Consider the following 16,515-nt stretch of genomic DNA (forward strand, 5'->3'; position numbering starts at 1 on the left):
GAGTGAACTATGGTGCTTCATAACTGCAGGGTGGCCTCCAGCCAGACCTGATGATCATCGGCCAGGCCGTCACTGTTGGTTCCGTCGACGCTGCGACCGGGGTTATCGCCGATGGCGTGGGCCCAGGTGACACTCAGGGAAAGTCGCTCGGGTAACTGATAGACGAATCGGACGCCGGCGCCCTCGATGCGGTAGCGGTTCCTGCCGGTGGCCGAATCAATATCCTCGCCCCTGAGATCCTTGTTGCGGCGCACCCAGGCCACGTCGTAGAAGACGCCGAACAGGCCGCTGCCGTAGCGGAGCGCGTTCACCGGCAGGGCATAACGCAGTTCGGCACGCAGCAGATTACCCTCGTCGGATGACGCCTCGCCGCCGGGGTAGGCACGCACGCCGCGCGGGCCCGCGGGCTGGAATCGCTGCGACGAGTCGAGGTTCTTGCTCGCCCATTGTCCGCGCCATTGCGCGAACAGTGACAGGCGTGTGTCGCCAAGGGCCTGGAGCCGGTTCAGTTCGTAGGCCACCCGCCCGAAGTGGCCCGCACGCTCGAAGCTGGCGGCATCATCGGCGGCCTGCCGTGGGAAGCCCGAGAGGTCGAGATCGCCGTAGACGGGCGTGAGCCGCACGGTATTGCGCCCACCGCCGCGCCATGCATCCGAACGGACGAAGGTCAGCGGCAGTGAGGCCACGTCAACATGTCGATCGCTGATGGTTTCGGATTCGACCGTGTCCTTGAGGTTTTCACGCTCGAGGTCAAACCCCAGCCAGAGGTTCGTCCGCCGTGACCGCAGCAGGGGATATTCGACACTGGCGCGGTAGGCGGCGGCTTTACCGCTGATATCGCTGTCGCTGCCCTCCCCCGAGACGATGTCATAGTGCAGCCGTGCATACTCGAGCGAACCGACAAGCCCGTTGTGGCCGAGCGGCTGGGAATACCCGAAATTGAGGTAATCGAGCCCCTTGGTCCGGGTCGCGCCGAACTGGAACTGCTCACCACGGCCGCCCGGGTCGTTGAGCCTTGCCTGAACCGTGCTGCGTGTCCGCCCAGTGCTGCGGTTGCCGGTATTGGTCAGGCTGCCATCGCCAGCCCACAGCGGCCCTTCCTCGACGCTGAGCAGCACGTGACTGCTACCGGGCGACTCGCCGGGCTCGAATCGTGCGGCCGCGCCAATCCCCGGTAGATCATTGATGAGCAGGACCGCTCGGTTGATATCGTCGGCGCGAACCGGCTCGCCTTCGGGCACCAGTTCGGTCAGCATCCGGCCAAGGCGCAGCGGATCGATGCGCAGCGCGCGCTCGCCCACCGCCTCGATGCGGAAAGCGCGCCCCTCGGTATCCAGACGCCCCGGAATGATGCCAATGGTGATGATGCCGTTGGTGACATCCTGCTCGGGGAGGTAGGCACGCGCCAGAATCCACCCCTCGGCCTTCAGGTGCCGGGTGACCCGTTCAGCCAGCGCCTGGAGCCCGTTAAAGTCGAGCCGGCGGCCCAGCGCCTCTGAGACGACCGCCTGCAGACCCGCCTCGCCAACGAGTTCGGTGGCCCCGGTGAATTCCACCTGCCTGACCACAACCGTCGCGTCACCGATGCCAGTGAGCTCGGGGAGCGGCCGCTCGGCCTCGAAGCGCTGCAGCGCATCAGGCTCCGGCTGCCGGCTCTCCTCTTCCTGGCGCAGGAGAGAACCGGCATCCGGCACTTCCTGGGCGAATGCATCCCCGGACAGAAGAACCAGCGTGGCGAGAGCAGCCAGGGACTGCGCATGGATGCGCGCCATCAAACGGACTCCATCGAAATTCCTTTTTACGGGAACAACGCTAGGTGGCGGCCATCAGATCGGCAACAAACAGAACGCACGGATTATGACGGTATGTGACAGACCAGGACCGCGCCGGGCACTGACGCCCGTCAATCACGGAACTGCAGCGGATCGGCAAACCGGTGCCCGGCCCCATGCTCCGTGAGCAGTGGGTTGTCACCATCGCGTGCCTCCGCGATTTTCCGTCGCAGGCGACTGATCAGCGCATCAAGCGCTCTGCCGGCCGATTCATCCTCTCGCCCATAGAGGTGCTGCAACGGTATGGCGCGGGGCAGGGTCTCGTCCCCCGCATCGGCGAACAACCGCAATAAGGCAAGTTCCTGGGCGGTCAGCGGGATCTCGGCCCGTTCGGGGGAGACCAGGAGGCGCCGACGGGCATTGAGTGTCCAGCCCGAGCCCGCCTCGCCGGCCGGGGGCCGGGTCGCCGTGGATGGAATCCGCGGGGGAATGGCGCCGGTGACGGGATCGCCGTGGCGCTGGAAATAACGGCGATTCAACGAGCGGATGGCCGCGATCAGAACCTCATTGTCCACTGGCTTGGCGATGAAAAGATCAACGCCCAGCTCGTAACTCTGAGCGGTCAGGTCAATGCGGTCACTCGCGGTCAGGATGATGACGCCGGCTGCCGTGTTACTGCGGATGTATTCGGCGAGCACAAGGCCGGATTGGTCGGGCAGGCCCACATCGACGACAGCCACGTGGAAATCCGGCCCCGACTGCAGCCTCGCGTAACATTCGAGGCCGGAGCGTGCCCAGGCGACCCGGAAGCCGCTCAGCTCGAGCAACTCCACCAGGGCGGCTCCCAGGTCTTCATCATCCTCCACCAGCAGAACCGGGGCAGGCTCGAAATCATCCCGTAGGCGCGGGTCGTTCATTTGATGGGCGCTCCCCCTGACAGCTCGATCAACACCTCGAAAACCGAGGGATCACCGTCCACAAGCCATATCCGACCGTTCATCTGCTCCACCGCCGAACGCACCAGGAAAAGCCCCATCCCCGTACCGGACTCATCGCCCTCCGAGCCCCCGCGCACGAAGGGGGCCATCAGGGCATCCGCTGGCGCATCGGATTTTTTCTCAACGGCGTTGCGTATCGCGATCGACACGGAATGATCGCTCATATGACAGCAGACCTCGATGCCGCGGTCATCCGGGGCGCGGACTCGGTACTTGCGCGCATTATCCAGCAGGTTGAAGAGCACGACCCGAAGCAACCGGTCATTGCCCAGCGCCTCGATCGATGCCTTGGATGTCTCGAGGGAGAGCGGACATTCCGGATGCAGGACACGGAACTCATCGACCATCAGCTCGAGCATCTCGCCAACATCGACTCGCCGGTTCTCGTCATCGGGCACCCAGCCGAAGCGCCGACTGCGCAGCGCATCGTCGAACAGACTTCGAAGCCGTCGGATCGCCTGCCCCATGACCGCCAGACGGCCCGACCCGACACCGCCTTCCGACCTGATGATGTCGAGGTTGGTGTTCAGCACCGCCAGCGGCGTTCGATAGTCGTGGCTGAGCGACTCGATGAAACGCTGCTGATCGAGCCGCAGCTGACGCTCACGCTCGAGTGTCTGAGTGAGCGCCTCGTTACTCGCCTCCAGCCGCTGCGTCATCTTGCCGGCCAGTGATACGGCGCGCTGTTCCGCACCCTGCAGCGCTCTCTTCGCCCGCTCCTCGGCATCCAGCACCCGCTCGGACAGACCCATGGTCATCAGGATCATGTGGAAGAATGAACTGACCTGCAGCGCATGCAGCGTGAACGGGTTACTCGGCAGAATCCCGAGAATGCGCAGAAACGGCGCGGTTGCGCCGACGGTCGACACACAGAACGCGAGCAGGAATATCCGCCCCGCCGGTTCGCCGGCCCGGTAGCTGGCCCAGGCCAGATACATGGCCACGAACACCAGCGGCAGGCTCACCGCGAAAAGCAGTTCCGCCGACTGCGAGTAAAGCGGGCCGCCGGTGGTCACGAGGGCGCCGAGACCGGCCAACGCCACGATGATGAGATAGTAATGGGCCCAGCGATGGCGTCTCGACGTATCGAAAAGTGCCATTACCAGCCAGGCCACGAGGGCGAAACTCCCACCGGTGCCGATCGAGACAAACCAGTCGTTCAGCCGGTGAATGGAATGGGGAAAGACCAGATTACCGATGCCCTCGATGCCGGCATAGCCGATCGCGAGCGCCAGCAGGTAGGCGCCGTAGATCGCCAGCGGCCCCTGGCGGAGCCGGATCGCCAGGAGCACGTTGATCAGCGCGAGGGCGAGCGCAATGGCCACAAAACCACCATGTAGGAGGACGCTCCACTGAAGCGCCCCCTGAAGGGCCGCCTCGGTCACCAGGGCAACGTCAACCGTGTGCGTGGAGCGAGTCTCGACCCGGATGAACACCTGTCGGGTCCTGTCCAGATCCTGCGTCAGCGGATGCACGATGCGTGTCTGCGGCAGGAGCCGCTCATCCAGAGGTCTCGCGTCACCATAGCGATAGGCCTGGAATGCCTGCCCGTCCGGAGGCGAACCGTCGACCACGGGTGCGATGTAGAGATCGACCCTGTCGAGGTAGACCGGTTCGATGAGCAGGTACTGCCTCGGGGCATCGGCAGGCACCGGGGCAAGCTCGAACGCGACCCAGCTCGCTGAATCCGTGTAACCCCGGTTGATTGATCCGTCGCGCGCCTCGAAACGGCCGGTGCGCCAGGCGAGCGCCGCATCCCTGATCGTCAGCTCACCATTCGGATCATCGAGAAAGTGCCAGTCACCGGAGACCTCGCGCCGCGTATCCGCGGGCTCCAGCGGCGCGGCAGCCGCATGCATGACCCCGAAGCTGACGACCAGCAGCAGGACCGACGCCAGCAGCATCCGCGGCATGCAGAGGCGATCCGGAAGCCGTCGCCGGGTCGAGCCCCCGATCACCGGACCCGCCTCAGCAATGCCAGCGCGATCACGAAAAAGACCAGCGTCGGCGCGAGCGCACTGAACGATGGCGGCAGCCCATAGACCAGTCCGGCATTGCCGAGGAACCGGTTGAGCAGGAAAAACGCGAGGCCGATGAGCACGCCGAGGAAGATCTGCTGGCCGACCCCGGCGCCGCGTTGCGAGCCGAACACCAGCGGCACCGTCAGCAACAGCATCACGATGGTGGCGAGCGGCGTGGCCAGCTTCACCCACAGCGCCAGCCGATAACGGCCGCTGTCCAGATCGTTACCTTCCAGATAGCCGATATAGCGACGCAGCTCACGCCCCGACAGCGTCTCCGGCGCCTGGACGACCACCTCCAGGGTGGCCGGCTGCAGCTCACCGCCAATGGCCAGCGACTGCCCGGATGAGACGACCACCGACTCGCCGCCGAGCGCCGTCACCGAGGCATCGGACAGGCGCCAGCGCCCCTGCTCGAAACGCGCCCGGGGGGCATCAATGATGCGCTGCAGCCGATTATCCCGCAGCTCATAGGCGCGCACGCCGGCCAGCAGATCCGGCCGCACGACCTGCTCGACCCGCAGCCGGTAGTCGCCATCCCGCGCCCAGAAGCCGCCCCCGACCGCACCCACGCCGCCGCCGGCCGCCTCGGCCCGGACGGCCTGGGCGAGCTGATTGGCCGGCGGTGCCACCCACTCCCCCAGCGCTGCTGCCAGCAGGGCCAGCAGCACGCCGGCGGCCACCACCGCGCGGGCGATCTGCCCGACGGACATGCCCACGGCCCGCATCACGGTGAGCTCACTGCGGGCGGCGAGCGCACCGAGGCTGACCAGGGCACCGATCAGCGTCGCCATGGGGAAGGCCTCGTAGGCGCGTTGCACCATCGACAGCGCCACCACCAGCATCGCCGAGGCAAGGTCGTAGCCGCCGCGGCCGATGTCATCGGCCTCGTCGATGAACTCGAAGACGAAGCTCAGCGAGACGATCACGAAGAGCCCGGCGAGTGCCCCACCGAAAACGGTCTTCGCGATGTAGCGATCCAGGCGCCTCACACCGCCCGCCTCCGCCAGCGCACGCCGAGTCGCGCCCACAGCCCCGTCAGGGCGGCCAGCAGCGCCAGCGCGTGAACCCAGCCCACCCCCACCCAGGCGGGCAGCACGCCGCTTCCCACCCAGTCAGCCGCGGTGTAGAGCAGGTTGAAATAGATCATGAACAGCAGCACCGCCACGACCACCCGGCCGTAGCGGCCGCTGCGCGGATCGGTACTGGCCAGCGGCAGGCTGCCCAGGGCCAGCACCAGGACCATCAGCGGCAGGGAGAGCCGGAGTTGCAGCTCGGCGATGGCGCCATCACCGCCATCGGCCAGCAACTGCCCGGGTGACTGCGCGTCAAGCCCGGCCCCGGGTTCCACGGGCGCCGGCTCGGCGATGCGCACGCCATGCTCCGCATACCGCATCAAACGCCAGGCGGCCTGGCCCGGCTCGCCCTCATAGCGCCAGCCGTCTTCCAGCACCAGAAACTCTCCCGAGCCCATGGCATCCATGGCGCGCCGCCCCCGTTCCGCCACCCAGATCTGGCGTCCGTCCGGCAGAGTCCGCTCGGCGAAAATCCCCTGGAGTTCGCCGTCATCGCTCACGCGCGCGACGTAGACGGTGGTGCCATCACCGAGCTCGATGAAGCGGCCGGGCTGCACGCCGGCAAACCGCGCCTGCTGCTGGGCATTGGCGAGCACGCGATCGGCCTCGCGCTCGGCGGCGGGCCCCAGCGACATCGTCAGCAGCGCCACGAGCAGGCTGAGCGGTACCGCCAGGGCGAATATCCCTCGGAATATGCGGCCCGGGCCGATCCCGCACCCGGCCATGGCAGTCATCTCGGCGTCGCGGTAGAGCCGGCCCAGCGCGAGCACCACACCGAGGAAGAAACTCCCCGGCAGGACCACCCCCAGGTTGGCGGCGGCCTTGAGTCCGAGCAGCGTGAAGATGACATTGGCCGGGATGTCGCCACTCGCGGCGTCGGCCATGAACTGCACCAGACGATTGGTCAGCAGCACCACCACCAGCACCACCGTCACCGCCAGCCAGGCGAGCAGCACCTCGCGCAGCAGATAGCGCGTCAGCCGGCTCAGCCCCACGACAGCGCCCCGGCGGCTGCGGTAACCTTCCCCCGTTTGTGCAATGCGATCGTTCCCATGCCAGCCGATCCTCGGATCGTCATGGTACAGCGCCGGAGCCGATGATGCCGCGCATCGATTTCTACATCCTGGCCGCCGAAGGCCATGACCCACGGGAGCACTTCTGCTGCCGTCTGGCGGCGCGCGCCTGGCGCGAGGGGCTGGATGTGCATATCCGCACCGCCGACGAGGCCATGAGCGAGCGCATCGACGCGGCGCTGTGGACCTTTGAGGAGGCGAGCTTCATCCCGCACGGGCGCGAGGCGCTGGATGGCGACAACCCCATCGTCATCAGCGCCGACCCCGCCCCCGGCGCGCTGATCATCAATCTGGCCGATTCCCTCCCCGAGGACTGGACCGGGCGCAGCCGCATCGCCGAGATCATCAGCGCCGACGCCACCACCCGCAGGGCCGGGCGTACGCGCTACCGCGACTATCAGCAAGGGGGCGCGGAACCCCGCACCCACCGCATCGATCACTAGGAGCCACTGCCCGCGATGGACAAGACCTACAATCCCGCCAGCATCGAACCCCACTGGTATGCCACCTGGGAGCGCAACGGCCATTTCCGCCCCGCTGGCGTGGGCAACCCCTACTGCATCATGATCCCGCCGCCCAATGTCACCGGCACCCTGCATATGGGACACGCCTTCCAGGACACGCTGATGGACATCCTGGTCCGCTACCATCGCATGCGGGGTGACAACACGCTCTGGCAGCCCGGCACCGATCACGCCGGCATCGCCACGCAGATGGTCGTGGAGCGGCAGCTCAATGCCGAGGGGACCGACCGCCATGCGCTCGGACGCGCCGCCTTTGTCGAGAAAATCTGGGAGTGGAAGGCCCACTCCGGCGGCACCATCCAGAACCAGATGCGCCGGCTCGGCACCTCAGTGGACTGGTCGCGCGAGCGCTTCACCATGGACGAGGGCCTCTCCGCCGCGGTCCGCGAAGTCTTCGTGCGCCTGCACGACGAGGGCCTGATCTATCGCGGCCAGCGACTGGTCAACTGGGATCCGGTGCTGCAGACCGCCGTCTCGGACCTGGAGGTGGAATCCAGCGAGGAACAGGGCTCGATCTGGAAGCTGCGCTATCCCCTCGCCGACGGCGATGAGGTCCTTGTGGTGGCAACGACGCGGCCGGAGACCATGCTCGGCGACACGGCCGTGGCGGTGAATCCGGAGGACGAGCGCTACCGCCATCTGGTGGGCCGCCATGTGAAGCTGCCGCTGGTCGGCCGGGAGATCCCCATCGTCGCCGACGAGTACGTCGATCCGGCATTCGGCACCGGGTGCCTGAAGATCACGCCGGCCCACGACTTCAACGACTATGAGGTCGGCCAGCGTCACGGCTGCACGCCGATCAACATCTTCACCGAGGAGGCCCGGGTCAACGACAACGCCCCTGCCGCCTATCAGGGCCTCGATCGCTACGAGGCGCGCGAGCGCATCGTGGCGGATTTCGAGGCCGCCGGCCTGCTCGAGGGCATCGAGCCCCACAAACTGATGGTCCCGCGCTGCGACCGCACCGGTGTCGTGGTCGAGCCCTATCTCACCCATCAGTGGTTCGTTGACCTCACCCGGGAGGTGCAGGAAGACGGCCGTCCCGGCGGCTGGGCGGAGATCACCCGCCCGGCCATCCAGGCCGTGCGCCAGGGCGACATCCGCTTTGTCCCCGATAACTGGACCAAGACCTATTACAACTGGCTGGAGGACATCCAGGACTGGTGCATCAGCCGCCAGCTCTGGTGGGGCCATCGCATTCCCGCCTGGTACGACGGGCAGGGCGGGGTCTACGTCGGCCATGACGAGGCCGATGTGCGCCGCCGCAATGGGCTGGACGAGACCACCGCACTCACCCAGGACGAGGACGTGCTCGACACCTGGTTCTCCTCGGCGCTGTGGCCCTTCTCCACGCTGGGCTGGCCGGAGGAGACCCCGGAGCTCGCCACCTTCTACCCCACCAGCGTGCTGGTCACCGGCTTTGACATCATCTTCTTCTGGGTCGCCCGGATGATCATGATGGGCTTGAAGTTCCGCGGTGACGTGCCGTTCCGCGAGGTCTACATCCACGGCCTGGTGCGGGATTCCGAAGGGGCGAAGATGTCGAAGTCGAAGGGCAACGTCCTCGACCCCATCGATATCGTCGATGGCATCGATCTCGAGTCGCTGGTGGCCAAGCGCACCACCGGGCTCATGCAGCCCCAGCGCGCGCCCGCCATCGAAAAGCAGACCCGCAGGGCATTCCCCGAAGGCATCGCCGCGCACGGCACCGATGCCCTGCGGTTCACCTTCGCGAGCCTCGCCACCACCGGCCGCGACGTGGTGTTCGATATGGGCCGCGTCGATGGCTATCGCAACTTCTGCAACAAGCTCTGGAACGCGGCGCGCTACGTGCTGATGAACACCGAGGGCGAGGACTGCGGCAGTGGCGACGGCGGGATCGAGCTCGGCACCGCCGAGCGCTGGATCATCTCACGGCTGCAGCGCACCGAGCGTGCGGTCGCCGAGGCCATCGAAGGCTATCGCATGGACCAGGCCGCGCAGGCGATCTACGAGTTCACCTGGGATGAGTACTGCGACTGGTATCTCGAGCTCAGCAAGCCGACGCTGCAGGGCGATGCCGATCCGGCCCGCGCGCGGGGCACGCGCCAGACGCTGGTCCGGGTCCTCGAGGCGCTGCTGCGGCTGGCGCACCCGATCATGCCGTTCATCACCGAGGAGATCTGGCAGCGCGTGGCGCCGCTCGCCGGCGTTGATGGAGACACGGTCATGACCCGGCCCTTCCCGGTGGCGGAGGCCGGCCGCGAGGATCCCGCCGCGGAGGCGGAGATCGAATGGATGCAGCGCTTCATCCTCGGCATCCGGCGCATCCGCGGGGAGATGGACATCGCCCCGGGCAAGCCGCTGCCGGTGCTGCTGCAGAATGCCGCCGACCTCGACCGGCAGCGCCTGCAACGCCATCGCGCCGAGCTCGACTTCCTCGCCCGGCTCGAGTCGGTCACCGTGCTGGAGGCCGGCGAGGAGGCGCCGGAGTCGGCCCTGGCACTGGTCGACGAGCTGGAAGTGCGCGTCCCCATGGCCGGCCTCATTGACAAGGCCGCCGAGCTCGCGCGGCTCGACAAGGAGCGCCGGCGCCTCGCCGACGATCTCGCGCGCACCGAGGGCAAGCTCGCCAACGAGGCCTTCGTCAGCCGGGCCCCGGCCGATGTCGTCCAGCGCGAGCGCGACAAGCTGGCCGAGGGGCGCTCGGCGCTGGAGCGCATCGACGGGCAGATGGCCCGCATCGAGCGGCTCTAGCGCAGATAGGTCTCGTCGTCGAAGCTTCGAACCCAGTCGGGCTGATAGACGGCGAGCGCCGTCATCACCCCGCCGTTGATAAAGCCCTCGGGGAATAGCACCAGCGGCAGCAGGGCGAGATAGTCGCGCTGGATGGCCCAGCCGGGTTGCAGCCCCAGGAAGGCGATGAGCACGGCGGAGACGAGGATGGGCGCGGCCAGGGCCAGCATGCCGCCAACAAACCCGCTACCGAGGAAGAAAATGAACGGGTTGGGTGGTAACAGGCGGCGCAGCAGCCGGTGCGACCCGTCGGCCACCCACACCGGGAGCACCGCCAGTAGCAGCCCCTGGTAACCGGCCATCAGGACATCGGTCTGACCGGCCATGATCGTCATCAGCAGCGCGCCGGCGCCGGCCATCATGGCAAGCGCCGGCCCGAACACCAGCACCAGGCTCGCCGTGCCGAGCAGATGCAGCGTGAGGCCTTCGCGCACACCGACCTGCATGCTCCAGAGCAACCCTGCCAGTGCCGTCGCCGCGATGAATACCGTCACCAGCCCATTGGCGCGCAATGCGCGCCAGGGCGCGCGCCACGCCGCACGGCCGATGATCAGGCCAAAGACCGCCAGCAGCCCCCAGGCCATCCATACCGGCAGACTGTCCGCGGCCAGGTTCATGGTCGACTCCGCCCGCTAGCCACCACGCCACCAGGGCTGGCCATGAACGCTGAGGCGCCCCTCGTCCATCGATACCTCCAGGCGCCATTGGTCATCCTGCCGTTGGAGAACACCGAAGGCCTGGAGTTGCCGCAGCCAGCTTGCCTGCTCGGCCGGAAACGCCCGGGCCAGCGCGTCATCGATGCCCATGGCGGCGTCCAGACGCGCGGCGGACCACAGTGCCATGCCGCTCTCGCCCATGCGCAGCCGATCGGCCATGAGTGGCAGGATCCGCAGGTCGGCGGTCCCACTCATACCGGCGCCTGCCGGATTTTCCAGCCGCAACCGGGTCAATGCGAAGCGGGGACCTGCCTCGGCGAGCAATGCCAGTGCCCGCCGCTGGCGAGCATCGAAGGTCGCCGGCGGATCAGCGCCTGGCGTGTGCTGCGACAGCGCGAGCAGCCCGGCCGGCGCGAGCCGCTCGATTGCCAGCGCGAACCCACCGCGCAGCGGCGGCAACCTGCCGATGGCCAGTGACGCCCAGTCAAAGTCGAAGTCCGCTTCAACGAGGCCGGCCTCACCTTCCCGAGTGCTCGCCCGGGACGCGAACTGCCGCAGGGTCAGACCGGGTTCGCTCGCCGGCTCGAGGCTGAACAGACCCAGGTCCAGTTGGCTTTCACCCACCCAGAGCCCTTGTGTCGGCGTGCCGGCGAGCAGTCGGGCGTCGGTGGTGATCAGCACCCCCTCGAGGCGCAGGGCACCATCGGTTTCGGGGGCCTGCAGTGAGAGCTCGGGCCAGACCAGTCGCGTCGTCAACCGATCCGACCGGTCATGGTAGTCGGCCTCAAAGCGCAACGGCTCGCTGCGCAGCCTCAGTGTGCCGGCGGGATCCAGCGCCCCGGCCAGCAACTCGCTCTCCACCGTCAGCGACTGCCGGCCCATGCCGAAACGCCCGGCGATACGCACACTGCGCTCGTGGCCGCCGAGCCGGGCAAAGGTCTCGGCGAGGGCGCCGACCGGTTGCAGATAGCCGTCGAACGACACCCCACGCCAGCCATGCCGGAGCGTCTGCGTCAGCATCAGCTCGGCCGGGCCCGGCGGCAGCGCAAGGGTGGCCCGCATGGCGGGGGAAAAGTTGGCGGCCGACAGCTCGACAAGCGCACGGGTGCGGGCGGCGAAGGCCCCGCGCTCGTACTCGATGATCCGGGCACCCGAGCCATCGCCCGCCGCCGCGAGCCGGGCATTCAGCTCATCGATCTGGTTGTGCCAGGTCTGCTCGGCCTGCCAGCCATTGAACACCGGGACCGCGGCGGCGATCCCCGCCAGCAGGATCAGTGCACCGACAATCCCCCAGCGCCATTGCTTTGTCATCAGACACCCCTGAACGCACCCTGAGTCAGGTGAGCATCATGCCCGGCGCGGGCGCGATTGCCCAGCCAGCCCTGTTTGCACCAGCGCATACCGGCCGGCATACTCACTGCCGCTGAACAATCTGAACCCACGTCGCCAGGGGAGTCTTCGGACTGAGAGTGCGCATCGCGCTGACCCTGGAACCTGAACCGGATCATACCGGCGGAGGAAGTGCGACATGCCTGCCCTGACTCTGGCGGCGATTGCCGCCGCATTGCTTGTTTTCATCGGCCTCGGACTGCGCGCCCGGCATACGGCCGGACTCGACGACTATCTCACCGCCCGACGATCGCAGAGCGGCACCACCGTGGGCCTCTCCTTCCTCGCCTCCGGGATGGGCGCCTGGATCCTCTTCGCACCACCTGAGGTCGGCGCCTTCGTGGGCCCGGTCGCGGTGGCCGGCTACGCCCTCGGCTCGGCCCTGCCCTTCATCATCCTCGGCCTCCTGGGGCCGGCCATCCGTCGGCGCCTGCCCAGCGGCCGCAGCCTGACCGAGTTCACGGCGAGCCGCTTCGGGAGCGGGTTCCGCCACTGGGTCGCCGCACTGTCCGTGCTCTACATGCTCTGCTTCCTGGCCGCGGAACTGACGGCCATTGGCGCCATCACCAGCCTGCTCTCCGGCGTCGATGGGCAGTACGTGATCATCGCGGTGGCGGTGGCCACCCTGCTCTACACGGCGATCGGCGGCCTGCGCGCCAGCCTCGTCACCGATCGCTGGCAGGCCTGGCTGCTGATCGCGTTGATCGGTGTGGTGAGTTACGGCGCACTGGGTCTGGCGCCGGCGGGCGCAACGCCCTCGGCGGGTCACTTTCCCTCACCGGGACTGGGCACCGGGCTGTCGGTGGCCGCGACGCTGATCATTGCGGTCACCGCCGCCAATCTCTTCCATCAGGGCTATTGGCAGCGGGTCTGGGCGGCCCGGGACGATCAGTCGCTGCGCCGCGGTGCCCTGCTGGGTGGCGCGGCCACCATTGTCGTCGTCGCGGTACTGGGCGGTGCCGGGGTCCTCGCCGCGGTCCGCGGACTCGATCTGGGAACGCCGCCGATTCCCTTCTTCGCCCTCCTCGGCGATGCGCCCGGCTGGCTCACGCTACCGGCACTGGTTCTGGCGATCACGCTGGTGGCCTCCTCGGTGGATACGCTGCAGAACGCGCTGGTCTCGCTGGGCGTGACCGAGACCGGCCGGATGGGTCTGAGCGGCGCGCGCTGGCTCACGGCCCTGCTCATGCTGCCGGTGGTCGCACTTGCCCTGCAGGACATCTCCGTACTGCGACTCTTCCTGATCGCGGATCTGCTCTGCGCGACCGCCGTGGTCCCGCTGCTGAGCGGGTTGTCCGATCGCGTGCCGCCCAGGGCGGCCATTATCGGGGCAATTGCCGGGCTCGTCGGCGCGGTGATCCCGGGGAGCCTCAGCGGTGGCTCGATCGCCGCCGGTCTGCTCGCCGCCAGCTTCCCCGGCGCCACCCCGACACTGGGGCCATTCCTCGGCGCGTTGCTGGGCTCGGCCGCCGTCACCTGGCTGGTGGCGCGCCTCGCGCCTCTCAGCCGGCCTGGCTCAGTACCAGGTTGACCACCACCAGCAGGCCCACCACAAAGGCCACGGTGAACAGCAGCCCGGCGATGATGAAGCTCGCCGCGCTGCCCTGGGTGAAATCGCGGCGCCGCGCGTCTTCGGTCTGCACACCGAAGGCCGCCGCCGCGGTGCTCTTGATCACCTGCCAGACCGACAGCCGCCGCTGCCCGTCTTCCGGCTCACCCGTATCCGTCATCGTCTCTCCCCTTCGACTGTATCGACACGCATCAACAGCAGCGCGCCGGCCATGAACAATACGATAAGCGCCAGCATTGAGTAGCGCACATCACCAAACCACACCCCGAGCAGGCCGAATAGCGGCGGGCCGATGAGTGCCGCGAACTTGCCCAGTAGATTATAGAAACCAAAGAACTCGCCGGCCCGCTCCGGCGGGATCAGCCCGGCATAGAACGAGCGGCTGAGCGCCTGCACACCACCCTGCACCAGCCCCACCAGGGCCGCGATGGTGTAGAACTCCCAGGGGGCCTGGATGAAAGCGCCCCAGACGGCAATGCCGATGTACAGCCCGAGGCCGAGAAGGATACCGCGCCGGGCGCCGATGCGCTCACCCAGCGCCCCCATGGCGATGGCCGCCGGGAAGCCCACGAACTGGGTGATCAGCAACGCCACGATCAGATCATTCTGCTCGAAGCCGAGTGACCGGCCGTAGGCCACCGCCATGCGGATGGTGGTGCCGACGCCGTCGATGTAGAGCCAGTAGGCGAGCAGGAAAATCCCCACCGGACGATGCGCGCGCAGATGGCTGAGCGTCGATCGGAGCTGTCGGAGCCCGCCCGGAAGGGCCGCCGTCCGGGGCGCGGTACCCGCCGGTTCCGGCACACGGAATGCCAGCGGCAGGCTGAATACCGCCCACCACAGGCCGGTGACGACGAACGCGGCCAGCGCGGCGTCCAGCGCCGAGGCCAGGCCGAACCAACCGGGCCGCAGCACGGCGATCACACAGCCGAGATAGAGCAACCCCCCACCCAGGTAGCCGAGCCCGAACCCGAAGCCGGACACCGCATGCCAGCGCCGGCGCGGCGCAATCGCCACCAGCAGCGAATCGTAGAAGAGATTGGCGGCCATGAAGCCCACCGTGGCCAATACGAACAGGCCCGCCGCCAGCCACCACATGCCCGCCGGCACCAGCGCGAACAGCGCCGTGAGCGCCGCCGCCGGGAAGGCGAACAGGAGCAGCGCCCGTTTGCGTCGTCCGGTGCGGTCGGCCATGGCGCCGGCCAGCGGCGCGATGAGCACGATCACCAGACTGGCCAGCCCATTGGCCCAGCCTAGCCGCAGATTGGCCACCGATGGCTCGGCCGCGGCACTCCAGTAGTCCTGGAAGACAATCGGGAAGAGCCCCGCCAGCACCACCGTCGCGAACCCCGAATTGGCCCAGTCGTAGAGCGCCCAGGCCCTGACGACCCGGCGCTGCCCGCGCGGCGCGCTCATCGCCGCCCCGCCGGCGCAACCTCCCGCAGGTCATGGCGCATGACCAGTGCATCCTCGCGCCCGCATTCCGACGGATAGTAATCGCGTCGCCGACCGACCCGGCGGAAGCCGCTGCTCATGTACAGATGGACCGCTGGCGAATTGCTCGGGCGAACCTCGAGGAACACCGATTCGGCGCCAAGTCGCTCGGCCCGCTCGAGGGCCCGCTCGAGCAGCGCCCGACCCAGGCCATGATTGTGCCAGCCGGGATGGACCGCGAGGTTGAGCACATGGGCCTCCCCCGGACCCATGGCCAGAATGAAATGACCGACGATGCGGTCGGTGGCCAACTGGACCCAGCACTCATAGCCCATGCGCAGGCAGTCGCGGAAAATATTCAGTGTCCAGGGATAGTCATAGGCGCTCGACTCCACCTCATGGACGGCGCCGACATCGCGCGGGCGCATGGGCCGGATCACCGGCAGGAAATCCGCCGGCGCGGCCGTCATCCGGCCGCCTCGCGCAGGCGGCGCTTGAGCCTGAGCAGATCCTCCCAGGCCTTGGCCTTGGCGGACGGCGTGCGCAGCAGATAGGCGGGATGATAGGTCGCGAGCAACGGGGTCGCTGGATCCCCACAGGCATGCCAGCGCCCCCGCAACTCGCCCATACGGGCCGTCCTGCCGGTCAGCGACTGCGCGGCAACCCGGCCCACGGCCAGGATCACCGCCGGCCGGATGAGCGCGATCTGCGCCTCCAGCCAGGGCCGGCAGGCGGCGATCTCATCGGCATTGGGATCGCGGTTCTGCGGCGGGCGCGACTTGACCACGTTGGTGATGTACACGCCCTGTTGCCGGTCCAGGCCGATGGCCGCGAGCATGGCATCCAGCAGCTTCCCGGCCCGGCCCACGAATGGCTCGCCGCGGCGGTCCTCCTCGGCGCCAGGGGCCTCGCCGATGATCAGCACCCGCGCATCAGGGTCACCGACACCCGGGACGGCCTGTTGGCGGGTCGCATGCAGGGGGCAGCGGTCACACCCGCGGATGCCCTGCAGCAGGCCCGCCCAGTCCATCGCGGGTGCACTCACCCCGCCCGACTGGTCTGCCGGCGGCGCGGAGGCAACCGCATCAGCCACGGCTTCGGCCTCGGATTCGGCCTCGGGTTGGATCTCGGGCGGTCCGTCCGAGCGCCCGCGCAGACGCCAGACGGGAATGCCCATCTCGTCGAGCAGCCGGCGGCGACGGGGATCGAGCACGCCCATGACAGCCG

At 68.0% G+C, this 16,515-nt stretch carries 14 protein-coding genes and 1 riboswitch; of the genes, 3 read left to right on the forward strand and 11 right to left on the reverse strand.

Annotation, left to right across the window (positions count from 1 at the left end; all coding sequences use genetic code 11):
* Positions 1-17: 17 nt before the first annotated feature.
* The 5 genes from V6X63_RS02710 to lptF all read right to left on the reverse strand — a co-directional run bounded on the left by V6X63_RS02710 (position 18) and on the right by lptF (position 6,862).
* The gene (locus V6X63_RS02710) at positions 18-1,772 is read right to left on the reverse strand and encodes a ShlB/FhaC/HecB family hemolysin secretion/activation protein (protein ID WP_367978041.1); all 1,755 of its coding nucleotides are present in this window, start codon (positions 1,770-1,772) and stop codon (positions 18-20) included.
* Positions 1,773-1,903: 131 nt separating this feature from the next.
* The gene (locus V6X63_RS02715) at positions 1,904-2,689 is read right to left on the reverse strand and encodes a response regulator transcription factor (RefSeq protein ID WP_367978042.1); all 786 of its coding nucleotides are present in this window, start codon (positions 2,687-2,689) and stop codon (positions 1,904-1,906) included.
* On the reverse strand, positions 2,686-4,683 hold the full coding sequence (locus tag V6X63_RS02720; protein WP_367978043.1) for a sensor histidine kinase: 1,998 nt from the start codon (positions 4,681-4,683) through the stop codon (positions 2,686-2,688). The genes V6X63_RS02715 and V6X63_RS02720 overlap by 4 nt, the downstream gene beginning before the upstream one ends.
* A gap of 41 nt (positions 4,684-4,724) precedes the next feature.
* On the reverse strand, positions 4,725-5,783 hold the full coding sequence (gene lptG, locus V6X63_RS02725; RefSeq protein ID WP_367978044.1) for an LPS export ABC transporter permease LptG: 1,059 nt from the start codon (positions 5,781-5,783) through the stop codon (positions 4,725-4,727).
* Complete coding sequence (gene lptF / locus V6X63_RS02730) at positions 5,780-6,862, reverse strand: LPS export ABC transporter permease LptF (protein WP_367978045.1); 1,083 nt, start codon at positions 6,860-6,862, stop codon at positions 5,780-5,782. Before lptF ends, lptG begins: the two co-directional genes overlap by 4 nt.
* 101 nt (positions 6,863-6,963) lie before the next feature.
* On the opposite strand from lptF, the gene V6X63_RS02735 reads away from it, so the two are divergent.
* Together V6X63_RS02735 and V6X63_RS02740 are read left to right on the forward strand one after the other, a co-directional pair.
* Entirely contained in the window at positions 6,964-7,383 is a 420-nt protein-coding gene (locus V6X63_RS02735; RefSeq protein ID WP_367978046.1) for a DNA polymerase III subunit chi, read from the forward strand.
* A 15-nt stretch (positions 7,384-7,398) separates the two neighbouring features.
* Positions 7,399-10,200: a valine--tRNA ligase gene (locus V6X63_RS02740; protein WP_367978047.1), complete on the forward strand. Its 2,802-nt coding sequence runs from the start codon at positions 7,399-7,401 to the stop codon at positions 10,198-10,200.
* On the opposite strand, the gene V6X63_RS02745 is transcribed toward V6X63_RS02740, so the two are convergent.
* The gene (locus tag V6X63_RS02745; protein WP_367967052.1) at positions 10,197-10,856 is read right to left on the reverse strand and encodes an energy-coupling factor ABC transporter permease; all 660 of its coding nucleotides are present in this window, start codon (positions 10,854-10,856) and stop codon (positions 10,197-10,199) included. The genes V6X63_RS02740 and V6X63_RS02745 overlap by 4 nt on opposite strands.
* Before the next feature lie 15 nt (positions 10,857-10,871).
* Entirely contained in the window at positions 10,872-12,206 is a 1,335-nt protein-coding gene (locus V6X63_RS02750) for a DUF945 family protein (protein WP_367967053.1), read from the reverse strand.
* 127 nt (positions 12,207-12,333) lie between these two features.
* Positions 12,334-12,434: riboswitch (TPP riboswitch) on the forward strand.
* On the opposite strand from V6X63_RS02750, the gene V6X63_RS02755 reads away from it, so the two are divergent.
* Entirely contained in the window at positions 12,424-13,815 is a 1,392-nt protein-coding gene (locus tag V6X63_RS02755) for a sodium:solute symporter family transporter (protein ID WP_367967054.1), read from the forward strand. Its footprint overlaps the riboswitch before it by 11 nt.
* Here the strand turns inward: V6X63_RS02755 and V6X63_RS02760 are convergent.
* The 4 genes from V6X63_RS02760 to V6X63_RS02775 are packed head-to-tail and all read right to left on the reverse strand — an operon-like array spanning position 13,787 to position 16,507.
* Positions 13,787-14,014, reverse strand: a complete 228-nt coding sequence (locus tag V6X63_RS02760) for a DUF2970 domain-containing protein (protein WP_367967055.1) — start codon at positions 14,012-14,014, stop codon at positions 13,787-13,789. The two genes, V6X63_RS02755 and V6X63_RS02760, sit on opposite strands and share 29 nt — an antisense overlap.
* Positions 14,011-15,270, reverse strand: a complete 1,260-nt coding sequence (locus V6X63_RS02765; protein WP_367978048.1) for an MFS transporter — start codon at positions 15,268-15,270, stop codon at positions 14,011-14,013. Before V6X63_RS02765 ends, V6X63_RS02760 begins: the two co-directional genes overlap by 4 nt.
* Positions 15,267-15,758 (reverse strand): ribosomal protein S18-alanine N-acetyltransferase, encoded by a 492-nt coding sequence (gene rimI / locus V6X63_RS02770; protein ID WP_367967057.1) that lies wholly within the window; start codon positions 15,756-15,758, stop codon positions 15,267-15,269. Before rimI ends, V6X63_RS02765 begins: the two co-directional genes overlap by 4 nt.
* The gene (locus V6X63_RS02775) at positions 15,755-16,507 is read right to left on the reverse strand and encodes a uracil-DNA glycosylase (protein ID WP_367967058.1); all 753 of its coding nucleotides are present in this window, start codon (positions 16,505-16,507) and stop codon (positions 15,755-15,757) included. Before V6X63_RS02775 ends, rimI begins: the two co-directional genes overlap by 4 nt.
* Positions 16,508-16,515: the final 8 nt, after the last annotated feature.

Origin of the sequence: Spiribacter onubensis (genome assembly GCF_040838425.1) — a bacterium.
Classification (GTDB): domain Bacteria; phylum Pseudomonadota; class Gammaproteobacteria; order Nitrococcales; family Nitrococcaceae; genus Spiribacter; species Spiribacter onubensis.